A 20,718-nucleotide genomic window follows, 5' to 3' on the forward strand; every position below is an offset into this window, starting at 1 on the left:
TTCTAAACAAGAAGATATTCAGTGTTCTTTTACACTGAAGGAGAAAGGAGATGCGAGATCCTGGAGATGCTTAAGCTGCTTCGCCAATCCATCGATGATGTGGAACAACATCTGCACTCGCCGATTGAGATTGAGGACATTGAACCGTAACCTCAATAAATCCTTCTGCTCTCCGCAGGTGGATTTTTTTCATTTATATTGACCGACAGTGAAGATGAAGGTGGGGAGGAGGGAAGGAAATGGCTTCGTTTTTCCATGTAAACTGTCCGGAAGAAGTGAGCAGCAAATATCGCCTCATAGTATTTGACGATTCGAAGGAGGCGTTCATTCCTCTGACTGAGTATTATCACGATCAGGTCAACAGGATCAGTGAGAGCTCCGTGATCGCTTATTTAAACGTCCTGGAACCGTTCTTTTATTGGTTAAAGTACAAAAGTTACCACAAGGCCAGAAAGGTCTGGTGGGATGACGAATCAGAAGCTGGTAAGGAAGCCGTAAGGCAGTATTTGATAGAACTGATGCGCTGTAAGATCCGCAGCAGAGAGGGCCATGAAGGCGTGTATTTGACGATTAAAAGTTTCAAAACAGTGCAACTGTTTCTGTCCGCCATTAAAGGGTTTTATAAGACCATGATCCGCTTAAAGGGGGTCCGCCAACATTTTAACGAAAATATACGCTAAGCGGATAATAGGCTGCTGATGATTCAGCAGCCTATTAAGATCAAGATGCGTTTTTAATTACTTGCACTCGTATAGGGGGCTTTCCGCTGTCCATTACTCAATAACATTTCCTGGGTTAAAAAACAAAAGCTTGCCGACTATTTCCTTCAACGGTACCTAAGTGTCGAAGGACAAGAACATAGTCCCATTGAAAGTCGCTATTTTAGCGACTTATTTATGTTATCGGTACAAGTTCTTGTCCCGAGCCGAGGACAAGAACTTGTACCGATTACCGTAAAGGACAAAAACATGTTCCGATTACCGATTAGATAAATATCTAACTGTTTTTCCAATTTCATTAAGCCAACGAGCTGGAGCTTGGGACAATTAACGGATTTCTTTGTTTGAAGTTATTTCTTTTTAGTCTCCGGCGATATCCAATACGGTTCCTCCTTCATAAAAGCCTCCTTGTAGCCGGATATGCTCATATGGAAGACTCGGATTGGATAGTCTCCATAACATTCGGTCAGCTCCGCGCACGCCTACTTCCTTGATTGGCAGCTTCGGCCGGGTCAGATCAGGGATACGCTCGTTAGGGGAATGCTCCAGGCCGATAAGTGAGTAATCGATCGGGATCTTCCGGCCAAGCAAACTGCATGCATAATACACCCAGGCCAGATCGTGCTCGATTCCTGCGAGGATGGCAGTAGGCTTCTCCTGCGTGAGAATATCCGTCAGCATTTGGATATACGTATCCTTCGTACCCATACGGGTTAGATGCTGTTCCTCATTTACAGATATCCCGGCATTAAACATCGCTTCTTGAAATGCCTGCCAGCGTAATCGAAACCCCCGGTGCAGACGAATGTCTCCTATATATAATATCCGCCGATGCCCTTTGGCGGTGAGGTGACGTACGGATTGATGGACCGCTGAAGAGACATCCCAGATGACACTGTCTACGCTGGCTACCGGCGGGGGGTAATTAAGCAATATTTTAGGGATCGGTAAATGGATCAAATGTTCTTCCGTTCCTGGAGAGATCATCGGGGCTAGGAACAGACCATCCGTAAAGAATAGGTCATGCTTGTCTGCCCACTCGTCGAATTCCGAATCGGATGCGGCTTCTCTCGGGGCAAACAACATCTCCAGTTTATGACCAAATTCCGAGAGTCTTGATTGGATTCCTTCGTATAATGATTGGTGAATAGACACAAGCCCGGTATTCGGAACAATGAATGCAAACCTTCGGGACTTCGAGGAATAAATCGGAATCTGTTCAACAGCCATAACCCGCTCTTGCTCTTTGGTTCTATATCCCATTTGTGTGGCCAACTCAATGACCTGACTGCGTGTCTGTTCGGACATTCCCGGCAACCCGCGCAGCGCCTTGGATACCGTATGAACCGTCAAACCGAGCTGATCGGCGATCGTTTTTAACGTGATTTTCTTCTTAATCGGCATATAGACCACCTCGAATGTACATATATTAGATTTTATCATAAGGATAATGAAACAAAAATGAAACTAAAATTAAAGGAGAAATGAATCTACAATGAAATAAATCCATTGGAGGTGGTTATGAATGACTGATACAGTACTCACAATTCAAATACCTGAACGCGACATTCCTATCTACGCTGAAGTAGACGTAGTGGTGGCAGGAGGGGGACCGTCAGGGGTCGCAGCAGCACTCGCAGCAGCAAGAAACGGGGCATCCGTCTTGCTGATTGAGCAAAGAGGATACTTGGGAGGCATGGCGACGGTCTCACAAGTTCCCGCATTTTGTCCTTATACTGATCATATCAAGCCGGTAATCCGGGGAATTGGACTTGAAATTCTAAACGATATGAAGAGTAATATGGAGGAGACGTTTCAGAACGAATGGAGGGAACAGCTTGATTGGGTTCCGATCGATGCGGAAATTTTAAAGCGTTTATTGGACGAAAAAATGGAAGAGGCCGGGGTTAAGGTGCTTTATCATACGTTCGTGGGGCATGTTCTTCAACAGAGTGGCATCATTGAAGCGGTTGTCATCCACAACAAAAGTGGAACACAAGCGGTGAAAGGAAATATTTATATCGATGCGACTAGTGACGCAGATCTCACATATCTTGCGGGCGGGGAACTCGTCAAAGGCGGAGATGACGGAGAACTCCAGCCGGGTACAATGTGCTTTGTACTTAACAATCTGGACAGAAAAAATTTTCTCTCTAGTGTCGAGATTCATGGTCGAGATTTGAAGCATGCGATCAGCAAGGCGAAAAGTGAAGGACGATTACGTGTGGCGAGAGAATGGGCCGGTATTTCCTGGCTGAACGATCACACGGCAGGCTTTAATTTTGGGCATGTTTTTGGCATTGACGGTTCTAATGCGGATGATTTGACCCGTGGAGCGATTGAAGGGCGCGCACTTGTTGAACACATTACCGGGTGGCTGCGGGAATCGATTCCCGGATTCGAGAATGCTTTCCTGACCTTGACGGGAGAACAGATCGGTATTCGGGAAACCCGCCGGATCATCGGGGATTACATCGTTACAGCGGACGATTTTCTAAAGTGCCGTTCGTTCCCGGACGACATTGCACGAAATGCCTATTTTATTGATATTCATATGACTAAGCCCACGAGCGGAATGACGATGATTCATCTCGCACCCGGAGAGTCGCACGGTATTCCGTATCGAGCATTACTTCCAGTCGGAATTGAGAATGTAATCGTGGCCGGGAGAGCGATATCAACAGATAGAGCGACTCAAGGCTCTGCACGTGTCATGCCGAACTGCTTCGCGATGGGAGAAGCCGCCGGTACGGCTGCAGCAATACTGGCCGAGAAGGGCTCCCGTCGAACGCGCAGTATCGAAATTCCGTCCCTGCAGAGCAGGCTTGTTCATCAAGGCGCATGGTTAGGCGATCTGATAAATGAGCAATACAAGGAATAAATGAGCAGTATAAGGAAGGTGGAGAAACGATCAGTGAGGAATAAACCGAGATTTGTATTGTCTGGAAATTGGGCTGGCCGGCCTTCGCTATACTGGCGAGCAGGTTGCTAATGTAGGAGCGACCAACATCAGAACTAGCGGTGCAGGAATGTCCTTCCTTGCACCACCTGTTCTTTGTACTCATGTATCTATATAAGGTAAAGCTTCCTCTACTCCTTAACAGCACCCAATACAATCCCTTTTACGAAATACCGTTGAAGGAACGGATAGACCACCAAGACCGGCAGCATTGCAATAAAGATTTGCGCCGCCTTTACGCTCCGGTTCGACAGCATCTCCAATTGCTCAGGATTAATACCAGTCTTGCTGAAATCCTGTACCACGACGATGGTTTGCAGAAGCGTAGCCAAAGGCCATTGGTCCGAGCTTCTTAAATACAACATACCGTCAAACCAACTGTTCCAATGGCCAACGAGGGTAAATAAGGAAAGAGTTGCAATCGCTGGCAAGGAAATGGGCAAATATATCGAGATAAAAATTTTGAAGTAAGACGCTCCATCCACGATAGCCGCCTCATCCAAATCTTTGGGAATTGCCCGAAAAAAATTCATCATGAGTATCATATTCCATACATTGACCAAATTCGGCAGAATGAGCACCCAGAAGGAATTCACCAAACCAAGTTTTTGGTTCAGCATATAGTGGGGTACAAGCCCTGCGTCGAAGATCATAATGATCAGAAAAAACCAAACATAAAATGTGCGGGCTTTGAATTCAATGCTATTTCTAGACAGGGAAAAAGCAGCAAGCATTGTTACGATCATACCCATAATCGTACCAGTTAAGCTTCGGATAACCGAAACCCATATTGAGGATATGAAATTAGCATTTTCAAAGGTTTTTGCATAGCTTTCTAACGAAAAGTCAATAGGAATTAGTGAGACCAAATTGGAATCGGCAGCGGATTTTCCGCTCAAAGAAACGGCAAATATATGGACCATCGGCAAAATGCAAAGGATGGAAACTAGCATAAGAAGCGCTAGGTTGCAATAGTAAAATATCCGATATGACGGATTTTTATAATACATGGATTTGTCCTCCGTTAGTCGTTGTCAGTTGTCAAAAGTTAAAAAATACGGTAATTCGCTACTCGGTATGCAAAATAGTAACCACCACTAATCAGAACAAAACCGACCAGTGATTTAAAGATGCCTACTGCGGTTGCCAGACTGTATTGCCCTCCCTGGAAGGTACGGTATACGTACGTATCGATAATATCGCCTTTCTCCAGAACCAGTGGATTAATCAAATTGAAGATCTGATCGAAGTTGGCGTTCAGCACATTTCCTAAGGATAAGGTAAATACGACAATGATGATCGGAAGTAATGAAGGCAAGGTAATATATAGGGTTTGCTGGAATCTGCCAGCGCCGTCGATTTCGGCAGCTTCATACAGAGCCGGATTGATGCCTGATAATGCGGCAAGGAACACAATGGCTGAGAAGCCGAATTCTTTCCACAAATCGCTGATAATAACGGTGGCACGGAACCAGTTGCCGTCACCCAGAAACATGATCGGCTCCCAATGAAGGGAGGTGATTAACCGATTAAGAATGCCCTCAAGAGAAAGTAAATCTAGCAGTATACCTCCCAATATGACCCAGGACATAAAATGGGGCAGGTATACCAAGGTTTGAATCGAGCGTTTCAGGCCTATATTGCGGACTTCATTCAGTAGCAGCGCGAATGTGACCGGTATGACCAGACCAAAAATGATTTTCAAAACGGAAATGGTAATCGTGTTCCATATAACCTGTACGGAATCGTGCATGGAAAACATGAGATTGAAATTGTCCCAGCCAATCCAGGAAGATCCGGATATGCCGAGCCACGGTTTAAAATCTTGGAATGCCATGATGATTCCGGGCATCGGGGCGTATTTGAAGATGAGAGCAACCAGTATGGCTGGTAATAGCATGAGATGCAGCCTCCAAGTTAAGCGGAAAGGGCGTATATGTTTCGCTGCAGATGATGACTTAGGCGATGATTTAATCTCCAATCAGACTCCTCCTCAATGGTTGTTTAACGACTAAATATATTCTATTCTGGAAGGATTTTATTGTATAGAATACATATTTAAGGTCGCTGTCAAAATATTAAGGGGGTTGTTTAATGAAACGGCACAAGCCGATATACCTTAAAATGATAGGGGTTATTCTCATTCTGCTGATTCCGGCTATCCTTCTGTACACCTACTTTAGCAGAGCCAGTATCCAGGTCATAAATACACAGATGACGGATTACAATGATAGCCAGCTCATGTTTCTGAAGAATCAGATCGAAGCGAATATCGAACGGCTTTCTCTATCTTCCAGCGTCTTGGTACAGGATTCATCTATCTTGAATCTGCAACTTAGTATTCTAACTAAAGACTATTACCGGATGCTGGATTTTCAGACACATGTTAAGGAAAAGCTGAATCTGCAAAGCCTTTCAAGTAATTGGTCCAATCACCTGTCCGTATACTTGCCGACTATCCAAACCAGGGTTTCGACGGATCTGAGTGAAAGTTATGATCAAAAAATCCTGGATGAAGCCAGTAACGGAAAATGGCGATTTCATCCGGGAGACTCTCGGAGTACCGCTTACTACCAGCTATTTTTGTGGGATCCGTTCTTATCGAAATTCGATTCCCAATCGATCAATGCGATCTTTGAAATCCGCTTCGGGTTGGATAATATCCGTAAAATGTTGCAGCATTACAAATTGGAAAGTCCAGGATTCTGCTTTTTACTGACGGCAGACGGCAGGGCATTCTCAAACACGGATTCTAATGATGAGGAACATGAAAGATTCGGTGCGGATCTGCTAAACCAAGGATTAAGCGGAAGCGGGCATAAAAACGTGCAATTTAATGGCCAGAAAATTTTTCTAAGTTACGCGTATCTTCCGGAGCTGGATGCTTTTTTGATTGATTACGTCCCAACCCACATGTTTCACGAACCGATTATCAAAAGCAGAAATTTGTTTTATTACAGTATGGGATTGTTGATCCTTCTTGGGTTTGCCGCGTCATATGTGCTTTATTTGAATGTGCAAAAGCCGGTGGCGATGATCATGAAAGGATTGAAGCATTTTGAAATGGGAAACTATTCCTTCCGGATCGATCAGCGATTCAATAATGAATTCGATTACATGATGCAGCGCTTTAATGATATGGGAACGAGAATTCAACATTTGATTCAAAATGTATATGAAGAACAAAATCGATCACGGCTTGCCACCCTCAAGCAGTTGCAGTCCCAGATCAATCCTCATTTTTTGTACAATTGCCTGTTCTTTATTGCAGGATGTGCGAAGGTTGGCCTCACGGAAACCATTAAAGATATGGCTTATCATCTGGGTGGCTATTACCGCTATATAACACGAGTCGAAAATCAAATGCCATTATTGAAAGAAGAAGTAGAGTTGGTTACCCATTATCTCAAGATCTACTCGTATCGGCTGGAACGTTTGGAGTACCAAATTAATATTCCGCAAGAAATGTTGAATGAACCGGTAATGAGGTTAGTAGTACAGCCCGTCGTGGAAAATGCCATTGTGCATGGAATTGAACCGAAAACAGGACATGGAACCGTCTTGATTACCGGCTACAGAGAAGTAGGATGGAACATTTTGCTCATTGAGGATAGCGGTGAAGGAATGACGAAGCAGGAGATCCAAGAATCCACGTTACGTCTGGATCAGCCTATGAACAACAAAACAGGATGCGGTCTTTGGAATGTTCACCAGAGGTTAATGCATCGTTATGGGCAAGATGCGGGGATCATCATGAAATCTTCGGAACGGTTGTCGGGGTTATGCGTGATGCTTCGTTGGAAAAGAGAGCAGGATTCGGAAGGAGAGAACGTATGATAAGTCTTCTATTAGCCGACGATGAGCCGGTATTGTTGAAAAGTATGGTAGCCAATGATTGGGAACGTATCGGTGTCGAATATGTATTTCAGGCTGCGTCCGGATTGGAGGCAGTGGAAATTCTGAAGCAAATATCCATCGATATCGTCGTTACGGATATTCGGATGCCGGGAATGGACGGGCTTCAGCTATGCAAACATATACAGGATTATTATCCGAGGACCAAATGTATTCTGCTGTCAGGATATGGGGAGTTCGAGTATGCCAGGGATGCCATCCGATACGGTACGGTAAATTACCTGCTAAAGCCTATCAAGGATGAAGAGTTGATGAATGAAGTTGCCCGTGTTAAATGTCTCATAGAGCAGAAATGGGAAGAGATTGGTTCACTCGAACGGGCCAGACAGACCCTTCTTGCTCATATGCCCTTATTAAGATCGAATCTACTTACTGATCTTTTAACAGGTACAGTATTACCTTCTTCCATGTTAGCCGAGAGAATGAGCGAGTATATGTTGCCGTTTGAATTGGGCAGGGAGTGTGCTTTGCTGATGCTGAGGATGGACGGAACTTTCAAAGAGTCCAAAGAAGACTCCTTGTTGTATGAATTTGCCGTCCATAATATCGTCTCTGAGATACTGGATGCGGATTATTATGTGTGGTCAAGCAAGGATCCCTTTGGATATTTGTGTTTTTTGGTTCAGCCCAAAATTGGCGCTCTTTCAGGCTCCGGTGAGCGTTTAAATGATAAATCCTTGGAAAAGGCGGCACAAGAGTTGCAATCCAAAGTTTCCGGATTTCTTAAGGGACGAGTCTCCATTCTAATCAGTGAGAGCAGCCAATTTCCTGAGGATGTTGCCGAACGATACCGCAAATCCTTGAACACCTTCCGGAAATTGCCCCGAAGCGAACGCGGAATCATTATCGGCGCCCAAGAGTCTCATTCCCTATCCAACACGCTTCATTCCTTATACACTCCACCCAGCTTTCAACAACTGCTGGAAGCCGGACGATGGGAGGATGCTCGTGCAAAACTAAGAGACATATTTGAGGAAATGAAGGACAAGAGGTTGGATACCGAAGAGCATATGCTGGAAATTGTCTGTTCTTTGACGAATTCCTTTCTGTATATTGCCCACTTGCAAAGCAAGACACTGATGGAAGTATCGGAACGAGATGCGGACATGGCGGCGGACCCCCGGAAGTTAAGCCAATCTGGCCGGGTCATGGAATGGGGCGAGAAGATGTTGGAAAGTCTTGAACTCGGAAGCATTCGCGAATTTAATCACACCAAAAACCAACTGATCATAAAAATTCACCGCTTTATTGAAAATCGGAATGCCGAGGATATATCGTTGCAGACGATTGCCGATCATGTCAATCTTCACCCAGTGTATTTGTCATCGCTGTATAAACAGGAAATGAAAGAGAACCTCAGTGACTTCATTATGAGGTACCGTATGGAAAAGTCAGGATTACTACTTCGGACTACGAATATCAAGATTTATGAACTGGCAAGCCAGTTGGGGTTCCAGAACCCTCCTTACTTCAGCAAGTTATTCAAAAACTATTATGGAGTCTCCCCGCAGGAATATAGAGACCGATACCAGACGAAATCTTAAGATCTTCGTATATCATCTTAAAACTTTGTCTCTTACTCGGTTGTAAGCGCTGTAATAAGATGAAATTGCAACTTACTTTACCGAAAGGGGATTCAGGTTAAAAACATGATTAGAAAATTTCTTTCGCTTTCGTTGATTATGATGATCACCTTTGTAACAGCTTGTTCCGGAAACAACAATACAGTTAGCGAGGCGGAACCGTCACCAACTAACAGGGAATCGGAGGATTCCAATGCTGAAGCGATTCAAAAAGGGACTTACAAATTCGATACACCTGTAACAATTACAACAGTAAAAGCGACGGACACCACCATGAAGTTCAAGAATGGGGAGACAGTGGAGAATAATGTGCACACCCAATGGGCTCGTGAGCAACTGGGAATCAATATTAAATATTTATGGCAGGTGCCTGGCGATCAATTCGCCACGAAAATGAGGTTAATGCTGACATCAAACGAAGATTTGCCTGACGTGCTGATGACCGAAGATATGACTTTGCTTAACGAACTGATTCAGTCCGGTAAGTATAAGGATATCTCGGAAGATTATGATAAATATGCTTCTCAGACCATCAAGGACATTTATAGCTCCCATCCGTTAATGTGGAGTCAGGTTACATTTGACGGCAAAAAAATGGCGTTTCCCAACTTTGCCCACGCCGGGAATGATAACGGCGTTATGTGGATCAGGCAGGATTGGCTTGATGAATTGGACATGAAAGCCCCAGCAACCGTAGAAGAATTGGAAGCTCTTATGCAAGCCATTCTGGATAAGAAACCGGGCGGATCCGATAATATGATTCCTCTTGGAGTTAGTCTTGGAGCCGGTGGTTCCAACCCTTACGTCTTCGGTGGTTGGCTTGGAGAGAGCACCTGGGTGTTTGGGCCTTCAGGAACCGTTCCTAACCAGTGGCTTGAAAAGGATGGAAAATTAGTTCACGGCTCAACGCTACCGGAAATGAAAGAAGGCCTGGCTAGGTTGAAAGCCTGGTATGAAAAAGGTTATATCTCGAAAGAAGCAGGTCTGCATGACGAAAACAAACTGGCAGAGTTGATCGGACAGGGAAGGGTGGGCATTGTCGTTGCGCCTTATTGGATGGCTGGCTGGCCGACCCCGGACCTGGAGAAGAATGTGCCAGGTGCAACAATGAATCCTTATCCGCTGCCTACACTAAACGGTAAAGCGGCTGCCCGAGATACGAACTTCCTTCGAGGAGGGATGATTGTCAAGAAGGATTTTAAACACACCGACGCGCTGTTCCTCTACCTGAACCGTATTTTTGAAAAGGGGAAGGTAGGAAGCGAGTTTGAAAATGGATGGTATCAAGATTATGACTATACCATCAAAGCGGATAAAACCATCTCTGTGGATGAAAACGATATCCCGGGTGGAAAGGTGGGACCGGCCAAATACTTACTGATGGAACCAAAGAATCCCTTCACTAATCTGAAAAGATTGGCGAAAATGAGCCGTGGAGAGGAACCGAGCAATGTAGAAGAGGAGAGAACTAAGAGGACGTCGTCACCTAATCACTTGAAAGCGGCTGAAATCGTAGATAATGGTTGGAATGACAATACGTATATCCCAAACGCGTTCACAGGTTCTCCTACAAAAACGATGCAATCCAAAAACGGCATTCTGGCCAAATTAGAAGGCGAGACGTTCCTAGGCATCATCTATGGTAAAAAGCCGTTGAACGAATTCGATAATTTTGTCAATGAATGGTATAAAATTGGCGGCGAACAAGTCACAAAAGAAGCGAATGAATGGTTCCAATCACAATAACTTAAGGATATAGTTCTGTGTACTGCATAAGAGAGTAGGCAGCGAAGGGAGTTGATCGCTAGTGGCCAATTGGTATTTTAACGATAATCCTTTCCTGCCTAAGGATTTTAATATTGTGAAATTAGATTTTGTAAGCGCTGTACATAGATCGTTGAGGGGGGATGATATTGAGGCAGAAACTGTTGGTGATTGCTGTTCTGACGATCGTGTTCATTGTCAGTGTTTCCATCTACTCATTATGCACCAGCGCATTGACGGAAGAGGAGTTTGTTGCAGAGGTAAACGGTAGCCCGGTTACGGTGATGGAATTTAAGCGGGAATTGGAACGACATAGGGCTTCTGTTATCGACTACTTCCACCGGACCTATGGCGCGGATTATAGCAAGGATTTCTGGAAGACTGATTTCGATGGGGAGAAACCTGTAGCTATATTAAAGCAGCGTGCTCTGGAGGAACTTGCTAAAGTTAAAGTAGAGCTGGAACTTGCTAAAAGCAAAGGTCTGATTCGGGGAACGGGCTACGATGATCTCATGCAGGAAATGGATAAAGAAAATAAGCGAAGATTGGCTGCAGTCAAGTCGCATATTCCAGTATATGGACCTGTCCAATTGGATGAAAATACATTTATGAGTTACTACTTAAGTAATTTGCGGAACGAGTTGAAAGACAAACTGGCTGAGAATGAACTAAAACCAACGGATAAAAAGCTACAGCAGCATTATGAGATGGTTAAAGATGAAATTCTTATTGATGAGGACATTGTCCGATTCGAAAAAATATCCGTTTCCTACAAGGATGGTAGCAGTGACACGACTCGCGAGCAAAAGCAGACGGCGGCTAACCTGATGGAGTCCGCACAATTGCTCTTGGAGCAAGGAATGGAGATGTTTGAAGCAGCGAAAGTCCTTCAGATCAGTCACGAAGGATCCTTGATTCGTTATACAGAAGCAGAATTGAACGATAAGACGGCCAGTACCTATTTTAAATCCCAGCCTGTTCTTTATTCCCTTCTACAAGGAGATTTGAAGACCGGGAAGATCAGTACGGTGATAGATGAACCTGTGCAAGGTGAATATGGCCTAGTCAGGATTACGGGGAGAGAAGCACGCGATTATAAAAGCTACGAAGAAAACAGAGAGCTTGTTTTGAACAGTTATATAGACACGGCCTATACCGAGTTTATTCATCGGCTCACCGCCGATGCTCAAGTCAAAGTGATGGATAACCAGTACTACCATATTGAGTTGTAATCCTGTTCAAGGTGATCTTGAAAGCGGTTACCTCATTGAAGATGATCTTGGCCGCATTTAAGATAAATAACAATTACCGAGGAGGGAATTGAAGTTGATGAAGAAGAAGTCGTACAGGTTTTTCAGTTTGTTTGTGGCTGTGGCTATCATGGTCTCATGCTTCATGCCGATGAACGAACCGACTGTTGTTCAAGCAGCAGAAAGTGGGAATGTGTATTATGTGGATTCGGAGGAGGGAGATGACGTCAACACCGGTACCGCTCCGGGATCAGCTTGGAAGACGCTGAACAAAGTAAATGCTACTGAATTCCAGCCAGGCGATGTGATTCTGTTTAAGGCAGGCGGCGTATGGACCGGTACGCTCTCCCCTAAAGGTTCGGGTGTCGAGGGCAGCCCAATCCAGATTGACAAGTACGGTGAAGGCAGCAAACCTCTAATCGCCGGAGCAGGAGCCGAGGCGGCGGTCTATTTCTACAATCAGGAGCAATGGGAAGTCCGCAATCTGGAAATTACCAATGACGCAGAGGCGAAGGCGGTCCGCAGAGGCATTCATGTGGACGGCAGCAGCGGCACCTGGACGAATCCGAGGGTGTACAAGCACTTTCTCTTTGAAAATTTGGACATTCATAATGTGAAGGGAACTACCGACACGGATTATGTTCATAATGGCGGGATCATCGTCTGGGGAAAGACGTGGGACTATCACGTATCGGACGTAGTGGTCAATAATTGCAAAATCTATTCCCTCGACAGTGTAGGCATCTATTTGAACGGGGCACAAACAAAATATTCGTCGGGTTTCAAAGTAAGCAATAGCCTCATTTATGATGTAGCGGCAGACGGTGCCTTATTGTTGAATACAACGAATGGCTTGATTGAAAATAATGTGGTCCATGATACGCACGTGCGCGCCAGCGGCTATCATGTGCCGTTGTGGGTCTTTTCGGCCAAAGACAATGTAATACAGTTTAATGAGGTTTATAATACAGCTCCGGGCGGGGACGCCATGGCTTATGATGCTGATTACAACAGCGATGGGACCATTATCCAATATAACTATAGCCATCACAATGCCGGTGGCGGCTTCCTAGTGGTTAACAACGGAACGAATGCCACTAACTTCAATCGTAATTCGGTCATTCGGTACAATATCAGCCAGAATGACAGCGGAGCCGTGTTTAATTTCAGCGGAACGCCGAACACCACTTATATCTACAACAACACTGTCTATCTACCCAAAACCTCTAATACGAAGGTAGTGGATTACTTGGATTGGGGCGGTTATGCCCAGAATACGTACTTCTATAATAATATCATCTATAATCTTGGTTCCGGAGGTTACAATTTTGCCGGAAGTACGAACAATGTGTTTGAGAATAACTTGTTCTATGGATCTCATCCGAGCAGCGAACCCGCAGATCCCCATAAGATTACTGAAGACCCGCAGTTGGCATCCCCCGGTTCAGGCGGCATAGGTAAGGATACGCTGGTTGGGTACCAACTGTTGAATACCTCGCCGGCGATCGGAGCAGGCAAGCTGATCGAGAACAACGGAGGGCGCGATTACTTCGGTAATCCGGTTCCGGCTGATGTCTCTCCAAAAATTGGAGCTTACCAGGGTCCGGGATTGGATCCCAACAATCTGCCCCCGCTTCCGGAGGCGCCTTCTGAGGAGAATCTGCTGAAAAACCCTGGATTTGAAACGGGTGACTTCACCGATTGGCCGACCCATTATAACGGAATCAGTATTGAAAGCAATGACCCCCATTCCGGGGACTATGCAGTCAAGCTGACGGGAAGTACCACGGGCGCGGAGCAGATTGTCGGCGGATTATATCCGAATACCATGTACAAAGTGTACGGATGGGGCAAAAGTGTCGGTGGTGGCAGTGCGGTAATCGGTGTGAAGAACTATGGTGGAGCTCTTAAAGATGTCCATGTGAGTTCAACCGGTTATACCCGGAAGGAGCTTACCTTTACAACCGGGAGTACCAACACAAGTGCGGTCATTTATTTGTACAAAGCTGGCGGAAGCGGCGATGTATATTTCGATGACCTGGAATTGATCCAGTACAGCGCAGCGCCGGGTCAGGGGGAACCTCCGGTTGAGTATCCAGAAGGCTCGAATGACGAGTTTAACTCAACCCAATTGAACGAGCAGTGGCGATGGGTCCGGGAAAATCAGGCGAATTGGTCGCTTAGTGCCAAATCAGGATATATGAGAATTGTTAGCGAACAAGGCGATATTTCGGGCAGCACCGGTGATGCGAAGAACATTCTGCTCACAGGAGCCCCTTCGGGTGACTGGGCTATCGAAACAAAGCTGGATGGCAAACCGACTAGTAGATGGTCGCAGGGCGGCTTGGCTGCGTATGTGGACGATAACACATATATCCGGATGACACGATTGTACGGGGAAGGAAATAAATTCCAGTTTGACGTCAAAATTGATGGGGTCCGAAACCATGTTGAGGTTCCGGATACGATTGATTCAGCAGTATCCTATCTGCGCCTTGCAAAGCGGGGAAATACTTACGCCGGGTATTACTCGGCAGATGGAATTAATTATACCCAGGTAGGAGAGCCTCAGTCCGCTGATCTGGAAGAACCGAAAATCGGCCTGATCGTATGTGCAGGGACGGGACTTGTGGCGAATTTTGATTATTTCCATATCGTAGGCGGCGGAGATACGATCCCAGTGAACGCTATTTCAGTTGAGGGGTCGCGGATATCCTTCTCAACGCACTGAAGATGATTAAGGGTGAAGCAGCAAAATGGATAGGTAATCCGGGGGCTGTTCCTAAAGGCTATGGTCTTTGGGGCAGCCCCTGTTAATTGTTTAAGTTGTCAATATGAATACATAGGAGCTTATTATCAAAGAAACCGGAAGTTGAAGTGAAAATGCATGAACAAATATACAAGCCGAATATGAATGCGAAGTTGCCGGGTTTGTCAGATCAAAAGGGACGAGGTTGGTGAATGGCGAAGGCGGGAAATCCTACTGAGAGGAGTAGGTTTCGGAAAAAACCATCGCGCACGTTAAACATCACACGACCTCATTCTTAATTATAAATTCTATTTTTTCACTCAGTTTATTAGGAAGTAGTATGTACAGTATGACCTTGAAAACGAAACCAAAATGGCACTAGCCTTCTGTTCTTTCTTAGAATACGATTAACTAAGTTTTGGAGTGGCGAACGAATGTGAAGAAGATAGTAACAACTAAACATACGGAAGGATTGTGAACAGTGAAATGGTTTGGAAAAAGTTAGTTTTTCCTTTGTGACTGGAGGCAGAAGAATGAAGGTGTTAAGGAGAATGAAACCCAAATCACTACGGTATAAGCTATTTATTACTTTTGTTCTGCTTATACTGGTACCCTATGCACTAATTCAGATTACCTATTTCCATAAAACGAGGGAAGTGATCGAGGAACAAGTCAGCCATTTAAACCGTGATCAATTGATCAATGTAAAGGACGACTTCAACAAGGTAAGTATTGGTGCATTGAAAAACATGATTCAACTTGATCAAAATTCTGAGATGGAGCGGTTTCTTGAGAACCCGGAACATCACAGTAAAGAAGAGCGGGAGATAGGAATACAGAACTTCGTATCACAGATAAAACAGCAAAATATGAACAGTCAGTTTCTGAATTATATTTTACTAGATACGAGCGGAAATTATTATTTATCTTTTCCTGAACCATCCCATCGACTTAAACTGGATGAATTTAGAGATATTTATATGTGTGAGGAGAATTCGACTCTGAATTGGAGGCTTCATGAGGGCGGGTCGCTTTTTTCCAATGCATCGTCAAGTAAGCGTTTTTATTCGTTGTGTGACGTTAAACAAAATGATGAAGGAGAAGAATACTTTTTAGCGATTAGCCTTGATATTGAAGAATGGCTGAAATCAGAAGTGAAACTGGCATGGACTAGAAGCAACTATTACATTGTGAATACTGAGGGTGAACTTATTACCGGAACAAACAGCAACTATCGGATCCCTTATGAAATACGGACTCAAGTAGTCGGAGAACAGGGTCAGAGCAATGGGTATTTGGATGAAAAAAATTCAATTTTGTTCAACAGCACGTATCTGCCATCGAGCGGGTGGTATATTGTTAGCCGCTTTCCGCTTGATATGTTTTTAGGTGATATTCGAAGCGAAGAACATAGATCGCTTATTATGATACTCTCCATTACCATTTTGTTTATTGTGCTTACCTATGTTTTGCTTAGCAATTTAACGCAGCCTCTTAAGCAATTAAGCAGAAAAATGTCTGAAATGGTTCGTCAGAACCTCAGATATCGTATTACTGAAGATAAGCATGAGGGTGAATTTCTGGAGTTAGCCCAGTCATTCAATAAAATGGTAGATGAAATCGAAATGATGATCGCCAATTTGAAACAGGAAGAGAAGCAGAAGCAGGCAATCCAATATCAGATGCTGATTTCCCAAATGAACCCGCACTTTCTTCTAAATACATTAAATACGATGAAGTGGAATGCCCGCAAGCACGGTGATGAGGGAACGGTTGAAATCAGCAAGTCGCTTGGCATAATTTTGGAGACGTCACTGGATATGGAGGCAGATCTGGTTCATTTACGCAGCGAACTGAATATTGCAAAGGCTTATCTGTACATTCAGTCGTTCCGTTATCAGCATAGCTTTCAAACCATTGTTGAAATTGAAGAAGAACGACTAAATTTTGCCCTGGTTCCTAAAATGATGTTGCAGCCGTTGATTGAAAACGCTATTTACCATGGCTTGGTTCATACAAAGGAGGGAAAGGGCATTATTACGATCCGCGTCTATCCACGAGGAGATGAGCTGTTCCTTGAAGTAGAAGACAATGGGGTGGGACTCGAGTATGCTAAGCAGCATAAAGACAGCACCAGGCGTGGGGGGATCGGGCTCAATAATTTAAGGGAGCGACTAAGATTGTTATTTGGAGATCAAACTGGCTTGAATTTGATGGACTTGAAGGAAGGTACACGTGTACAGATTAAAATTCCATTTTTACTATCGGTCCCCTATAAAAGTAGGGAGGGAGTACCATGTGGAGAGTAGTGTTGGTGGAGGATGAGATTTTTGTACGTGAAGAAATTCGGGATGCCGTACAGTGGGAGCAAGAAGACTTCGTAGTAATTGGAGAAGCTTCAAATGGGGTAGAGGCCATGAAGCTGATTGAAGAACAGGAGCCGGATCTGGTCATCACGGATATTCGAATGCCCTTCATGAACGGAATTGAGTTGTTGCAAGCCGTTCGGGAGGGAGGTCGCAAAATAAGATTCGTTATGCTTACCTGTATGAATGAATTCGAATATGTCCGGCAAGCACTTGTCGGGGGGGCGTCCGATTATATCCTGAAATTGTCTATGTCTGAAGATGATATGCACCGCATCTTGCAAAAAATTAGACGCGAGTTGGAGGAAGAACAAGTATTCCAGCTGGAAAAGGCATCCGAGACGTGCAAGTATTGGCTCCAAGCGGGATGGAAACAGCTGCTTGAGGAAGCAGAAGGGCCGCTAAGTACACTTGGCGGTAGAGGCTTCCACCCGGTTTGGCAGCGGTACTTTTCTACAGTAACAGTGTGTGTCTTGCTACAGGATCTGGAGGAGGTAGAGTGTAGAGTACGAAATAAACTCATGGAGAACAAGACATCTCGTTGGCTTATTTCCTCCTTCACTCGATTGGGGATTGTCACGATCTTGATCTGGAGCGATCAAAAAGCGGATTGGATAAGTGAGGTAGCAGCGTCATGCCAATTTCATCGAACCCTCTGGCTGGATGATTCCACAGACCTGAATCAGGATTTGGTTAAAGCATGGAAAGAAGGGATACAGTGTTTGGAACAAGATTGGTATAGCCCGTCAACAGCCAGCTTTCCATCCTGCAATCGACTTCATATTGCAAAAATATCTTGGGAGGAAGAAAGCGAGATACTTCGAGCCTTCGAACAGTTTCGCTCTGCAGACTGTCTTCGAATAGTAAAGAGAGTGTGGAATGCTATGGAAAACGAAGGTTTCTCAGTTCCTAGCGTCAAAGCAACAGCATTACGACTAAATGAAGCATTCGCCCGTATTTCACAGCAGGAACCCCAAGATATCGATAAATTGATTTCATCCCCCAAACATGCTGAGTTGTTGAACATACTGAACGAAACGCTTCAGAAGTATTTGACCTCCTCACATCGAATAAACCGGATCCGTTCCGATCACCCCGAGATTAACAGGCTATTGGACTATATCTATCATCACTATAACCAGAATATTACGCTAAAAGAAATGGCTGCATTGACTCACATGGACGAGCAGTATTTGAGCGGTTTGTTCAAAAAGAAAATCGGGGAGTCTCCCATCCGCTTTGTACAAAGCGTCAGAGTGAAGCAGGCAGAGTTCTATTTGCGTCAGACTAATTTGACAGTGAGTGAAATAGGGAAGAAGGTTGGCTTTGCCAATGACAATTATTTCTTCCGGATTTTCAAACGTTGGACCGGAGTTACACCGAATGATTTCCGGAATAAATGAATTGATATACTCCTTTATCTCTAACTCGCTACTTGCGCTTTTTATATTTCATAAGGCGGATTTCAAAGAACGTTCTCTGAAATCCGCCTTTTTGTTGCAGGAACAGAAAAGTGTTCATTCGTTATGTGAAAACTGTTCCTTATGTTTCTCTTATGAAGTAGCTAAGATGATACTAAAGAAACGGAAAGGAATTGATATCATGCAACGGGGATTAGAACAGTCTATGAACGCTATCAGACCCCCAAAGACTAGGTTACTCTACAAGATGTGGCAGCAAAAAGTTTTTTACCTTATGCTGCTACCATGTTTGGTTTGGTACATCATCTTCAAGTATGTACCAATGTATGGAGTGGTCATTGCTTTCAAGGATTATAATCTGGTGGAAGGAGTGTTAAAGAGCCCATGGGCAGATCCGTGGTATACCCATTTTAAGTACTTTTTTAATTCGCCTTACTTCTCTCAGCTCCTGACCAATACCTTGCTGATCAGTTTGTATAAATTGATTTTTGGTATAGTGCCGCCGATCATCTTGGCCATTCTATTCTTTGAATGCCGGATCGTTTGGGTAAAGCGCTGGGTGCAAACGATCAGCTACATGCCACATTTTCTGTCATATGTCATTATTTACGGCATTGCAATTGCACTGTTGTCAGAATCCTCAGGTTTGTTTAATCGGTGGATCGTTGAGGGTGGAGGCCAGGCTATTCCCTTCTTGAATTCAGAAAGCTGGTTCCGGAGTGTGCTGGTGACCACGGATATATGGAAGGATATGGGTTGGGGGGCGATTATCTACTTGGCCACCATGAGCGGCATCGATCCTACCTTGTATGAGGCTTCCAGAGTAGATGGGGCTAGCAGGCTGCGCTGCATCTGGCATATCACGCTTCCAGGTATCCGCAATGTATTCATTTTACTGCTAATTCTTCGGCTTGGTGGAATACTGGATGCGGGTTTTGACCAAATCTTTATCTTCTACAATGTCCGGGTGCTTCCAGTTGCCGACATTATCGATACCTGGGTGTATCGAACAGGTGTGGAACAAATCAATTTCAGTCTGGCCACTGCCGTCGGCTTGTTCAAATCCGTCATCGGCTTCGGATTAGTGCTTGGTTCGAACCAATTAGCCAAACGCTGGGGAGGAGGGGGGATATGGTAAAAGGAACCAATGACCGTTTTTTTAACTCGATTGTTTATGTACTATTGGCGATCGTTGCGGTCTCTTGTCTGTTTCCGATCCTGTATGTCGTATCCGTCTCCCTGACGCCGTATAGTGAAGTGATTAAGAACGGCGGTTTTCAGGTGATTCCGCAGAAACTGACCTTTGATGCCTATCGTAGTCTGCTTATTGAGCGAACGCTTCCTAAATCGATGGGGGTCAGCGTAGTGATTACAGTATTAGGCACGGCACTTAGCCTATTGCTTACGCTGCTAGGCGCATACCCGCTCAGCCGCAAGAATCTTCCGGGAAGAACGCCGATTTTGCTCTTTATTGTATTCACTATGCTGTTTAGCGGCGGTCTTATACCAACTTATCTCGTGGTTAAAGATCTCGGATTAACCAATACAATTTGGGCAATGATTGTCCCGAATACATTGGCCACTTTCAATATGTTGATTATGAAAACCTTCTTTGAAAGTTTGCCAGAGGAACTGTTCGAATCTGCCCGAATCGACGGAGCACGGGAATTCCGCATTCTATGGAAAATCGCAATTCCGTTGTCTATTCCTTCTCTTATGACGATCGGCTTGTTTTACATGGTTGCACAATGGAACACGTTTTTTTCGGCCATCATATATATCACCAATCGTGAACTGCATCCATTGCAAGTCGTGGTTAGAAATATGCTGACAATGAGCCAATCTACAGAGATGGTTGCTGAGGCGATCATGCCCACGATGACCTTGCAGATGGCCGCTGTTGTTATTGCAAGTCTACCGATTATTCTTGTCTATCCGTTTATACAGAAGCATTTAACAAAAGGGATGATGATCGGAGCCATCAAGGGTTAA

15 protein-coding genes are annotated in these 20,718 nt (G+C 44.6%); 12 read left to right on the forward strand and 3 right to left on the reverse strand.

Features of this window, described 5'->3' with window-relative positions; genetic code table 11:
• The first annotated feature begins 21 nt into the window (after nt 1–21).
• On the forward strand, nt 22–150 hold the full coding sequence (locus tag AB4124_RS18265) for a hypothetical protein (RefSeq protein WP_441973749.1): 129 nt from the start codon (nt 22–24) through the stop codon (nt 148–150).
• Nucleotides 151–239: 89 nt separating this feature from the next.
• Nucleotides 240–680, forward strand: coding sequence for a hypothetical protein (locus tag AB4124_RS18270; RefSeq protein ID WP_441973750.1), 441 nt, complete (start codon nt 240–242; stop codon nt 678–680).
• A gap of 399 nt (nt 681–1,079) precedes the next feature.
• Here the strand turns inward: AB4124_RS18270 and AB4124_RS18275 are convergent, their stop codons facing one another.
• On the reverse strand, nt 1,080–2,123 hold the full coding sequence (locus AB4124_RS18275; protein WP_430107816.1) for a LacI family DNA-binding transcriptional regulator: 1,044 nt from the start codon (nt 2,121–2,123) through the stop codon (nt 1,080–1,082).
• Between the two features lie 121 nt (nt 2,124–2,244).
• Here AB4124_RS18275 and AB4124_RS18280 point away from each other — a divergent pair, with 121 nt between their 5' ends.
• On the forward strand, nt 2,245–3,600 hold the full coding sequence (locus tag AB4124_RS18280) for an FAD-dependent oxidoreductase (protein WP_441973751.1): 1,356 nt from the start codon (nt 2,245–2,247) through the stop codon (nt 3,598–3,600).
• Between the two features lie 209 nt (nt 3,601–3,809).
• Here AB4124_RS18280 and AB4124_RS18285 read toward each other — a convergent pair whose 3' ends face one another.
• A complete protein-coding gene (locus AB4124_RS18285; RefSeq protein ID WP_090911102.1) occupies nt 3,810–4,688 on the reverse strand; it encodes a carbohydrate ABC transporter permease in 879 nt (292 codons plus the stop codon).
• Nucleotides 4,689–4,726: 38 nt separating this feature from the next.
• On the reverse strand, nt 4,727–5,614 hold the full coding sequence (locus tag AB4124_RS18290) for an ABC transporter permease (protein ID WP_430108019.1): 888 nt from the start codon (nt 5,612–5,614) through the stop codon (nt 4,727–4,729).
• A gap of 158 nt (nt 5,615–5,772) precedes the next feature.
• On the opposite strand from AB4124_RS18290, the gene AB4124_RS18295 reads away from it, so the two are divergent.
• The 9 genes from AB4124_RS18295 (at nt 5,773) to AB4124_RS18335 (ending at nt 20,718) form a co-directional block, all read left to right on the forward strand.
• A complete protein-coding gene (locus AB4124_RS18295; protein ID WP_441973752.1) occupies nt 5,773–7,515 on the forward strand; it encodes a sensor histidine kinase in 1,743 nt (580 codons plus the stop codon).
• Nucleotides 7,512–9,137, forward strand: a complete 1,626-nt coding sequence (locus AB4124_RS18300; protein WP_430107809.1) for a response regulator transcription factor — start codon at nt 7,512–7,514, stop codon at nt 9,135–9,137. Before AB4124_RS18295 ends, AB4124_RS18300 begins: the two co-directional genes overlap by 4 nt.
• A gap of 105 nt (nt 9,138–9,242) precedes the next feature.
• Nucleotides 9,243–10,922, forward strand: a complete 1,680-nt coding sequence (locus AB4124_RS18305; protein ID WP_441973753.1) for a hypothetical protein — start codon at nt 9,243–9,245, stop codon at nt 10,920–10,922.
• 167 nt (nt 10,923–11,089) lie between these two features.
• Complete coding sequence (locus tag AB4124_RS18310; RefSeq protein WP_441973754.1) at nt 11,090–12,172, forward strand: hypothetical protein; 1,083 nt, start codon at nt 11,090–11,092, stop codon at nt 12,170–12,172.
• Nucleotides 12,173–12,269: 97 nt separating this feature from the next.
• Nucleotides 12,270–14,921, forward strand: a complete 2,652-nt coding sequence (locus AB4124_RS18315) for a right-handed parallel beta-helix repeat-containing protein (RefSeq protein WP_441973835.1) — start codon at nt 12,270–12,272, stop codon at nt 14,919–14,921.
• A 551-nt stretch (nt 14,922–15,472) separates the two neighbouring features.
• Nucleotides 15,473–17,248 carry a histidine kinase gene (locus AB4124_RS18320; protein WP_441973755.1) on the forward strand — a complete coding sequence of 592 codons (1,776 nt, stop codon included), beginning with the start codon at nt 15,473–15,475 and terminating at the stop codon, nt 17,246–17,248.
• Nucleotides 17,236–18,708, forward strand: coding sequence for a response regulator transcription factor (locus AB4124_RS18325; protein ID WP_441973756.1), 1,473 nt, complete (start codon nt 17,236–17,238; stop codon nt 18,706–18,708). Before AB4124_RS18320 ends, AB4124_RS18325 begins: the two co-directional genes overlap by 13 nt.
• Nucleotides 18,709–18,973: 265 nt before the next feature.
• The gene (locus AB4124_RS18330) at nt 18,974–19,864 is read left to right on the forward strand and encodes an ABC transporter permease (protein ID WP_430107798.1); all 891 of its coding nucleotides are present in this window, start codon (nt 18,974–18,976) and stop codon (nt 19,862–19,864) included.
• On the forward strand, nt 19,858–20,718 hold the full coding sequence (locus AB4124_RS18335) for a carbohydrate ABC transporter permease (protein ID WP_441973757.1): 861 nt from the start codon (nt 19,858–19,860) through the stop codon (nt 20,716–20,718). The genes AB4124_RS18330 and AB4124_RS18335 overlap by 7 nt, the downstream gene beginning before the upstream one ends.

Origin of the sequence: Paenibacillus sp. 2KB_20, assembly GCF_052115765.1 — a bacterium.
GTDB lineage: Bacteria > Bacillota > Bacilli > Paenibacillales > Paenibacillaceae > Paenibacillus_AQ.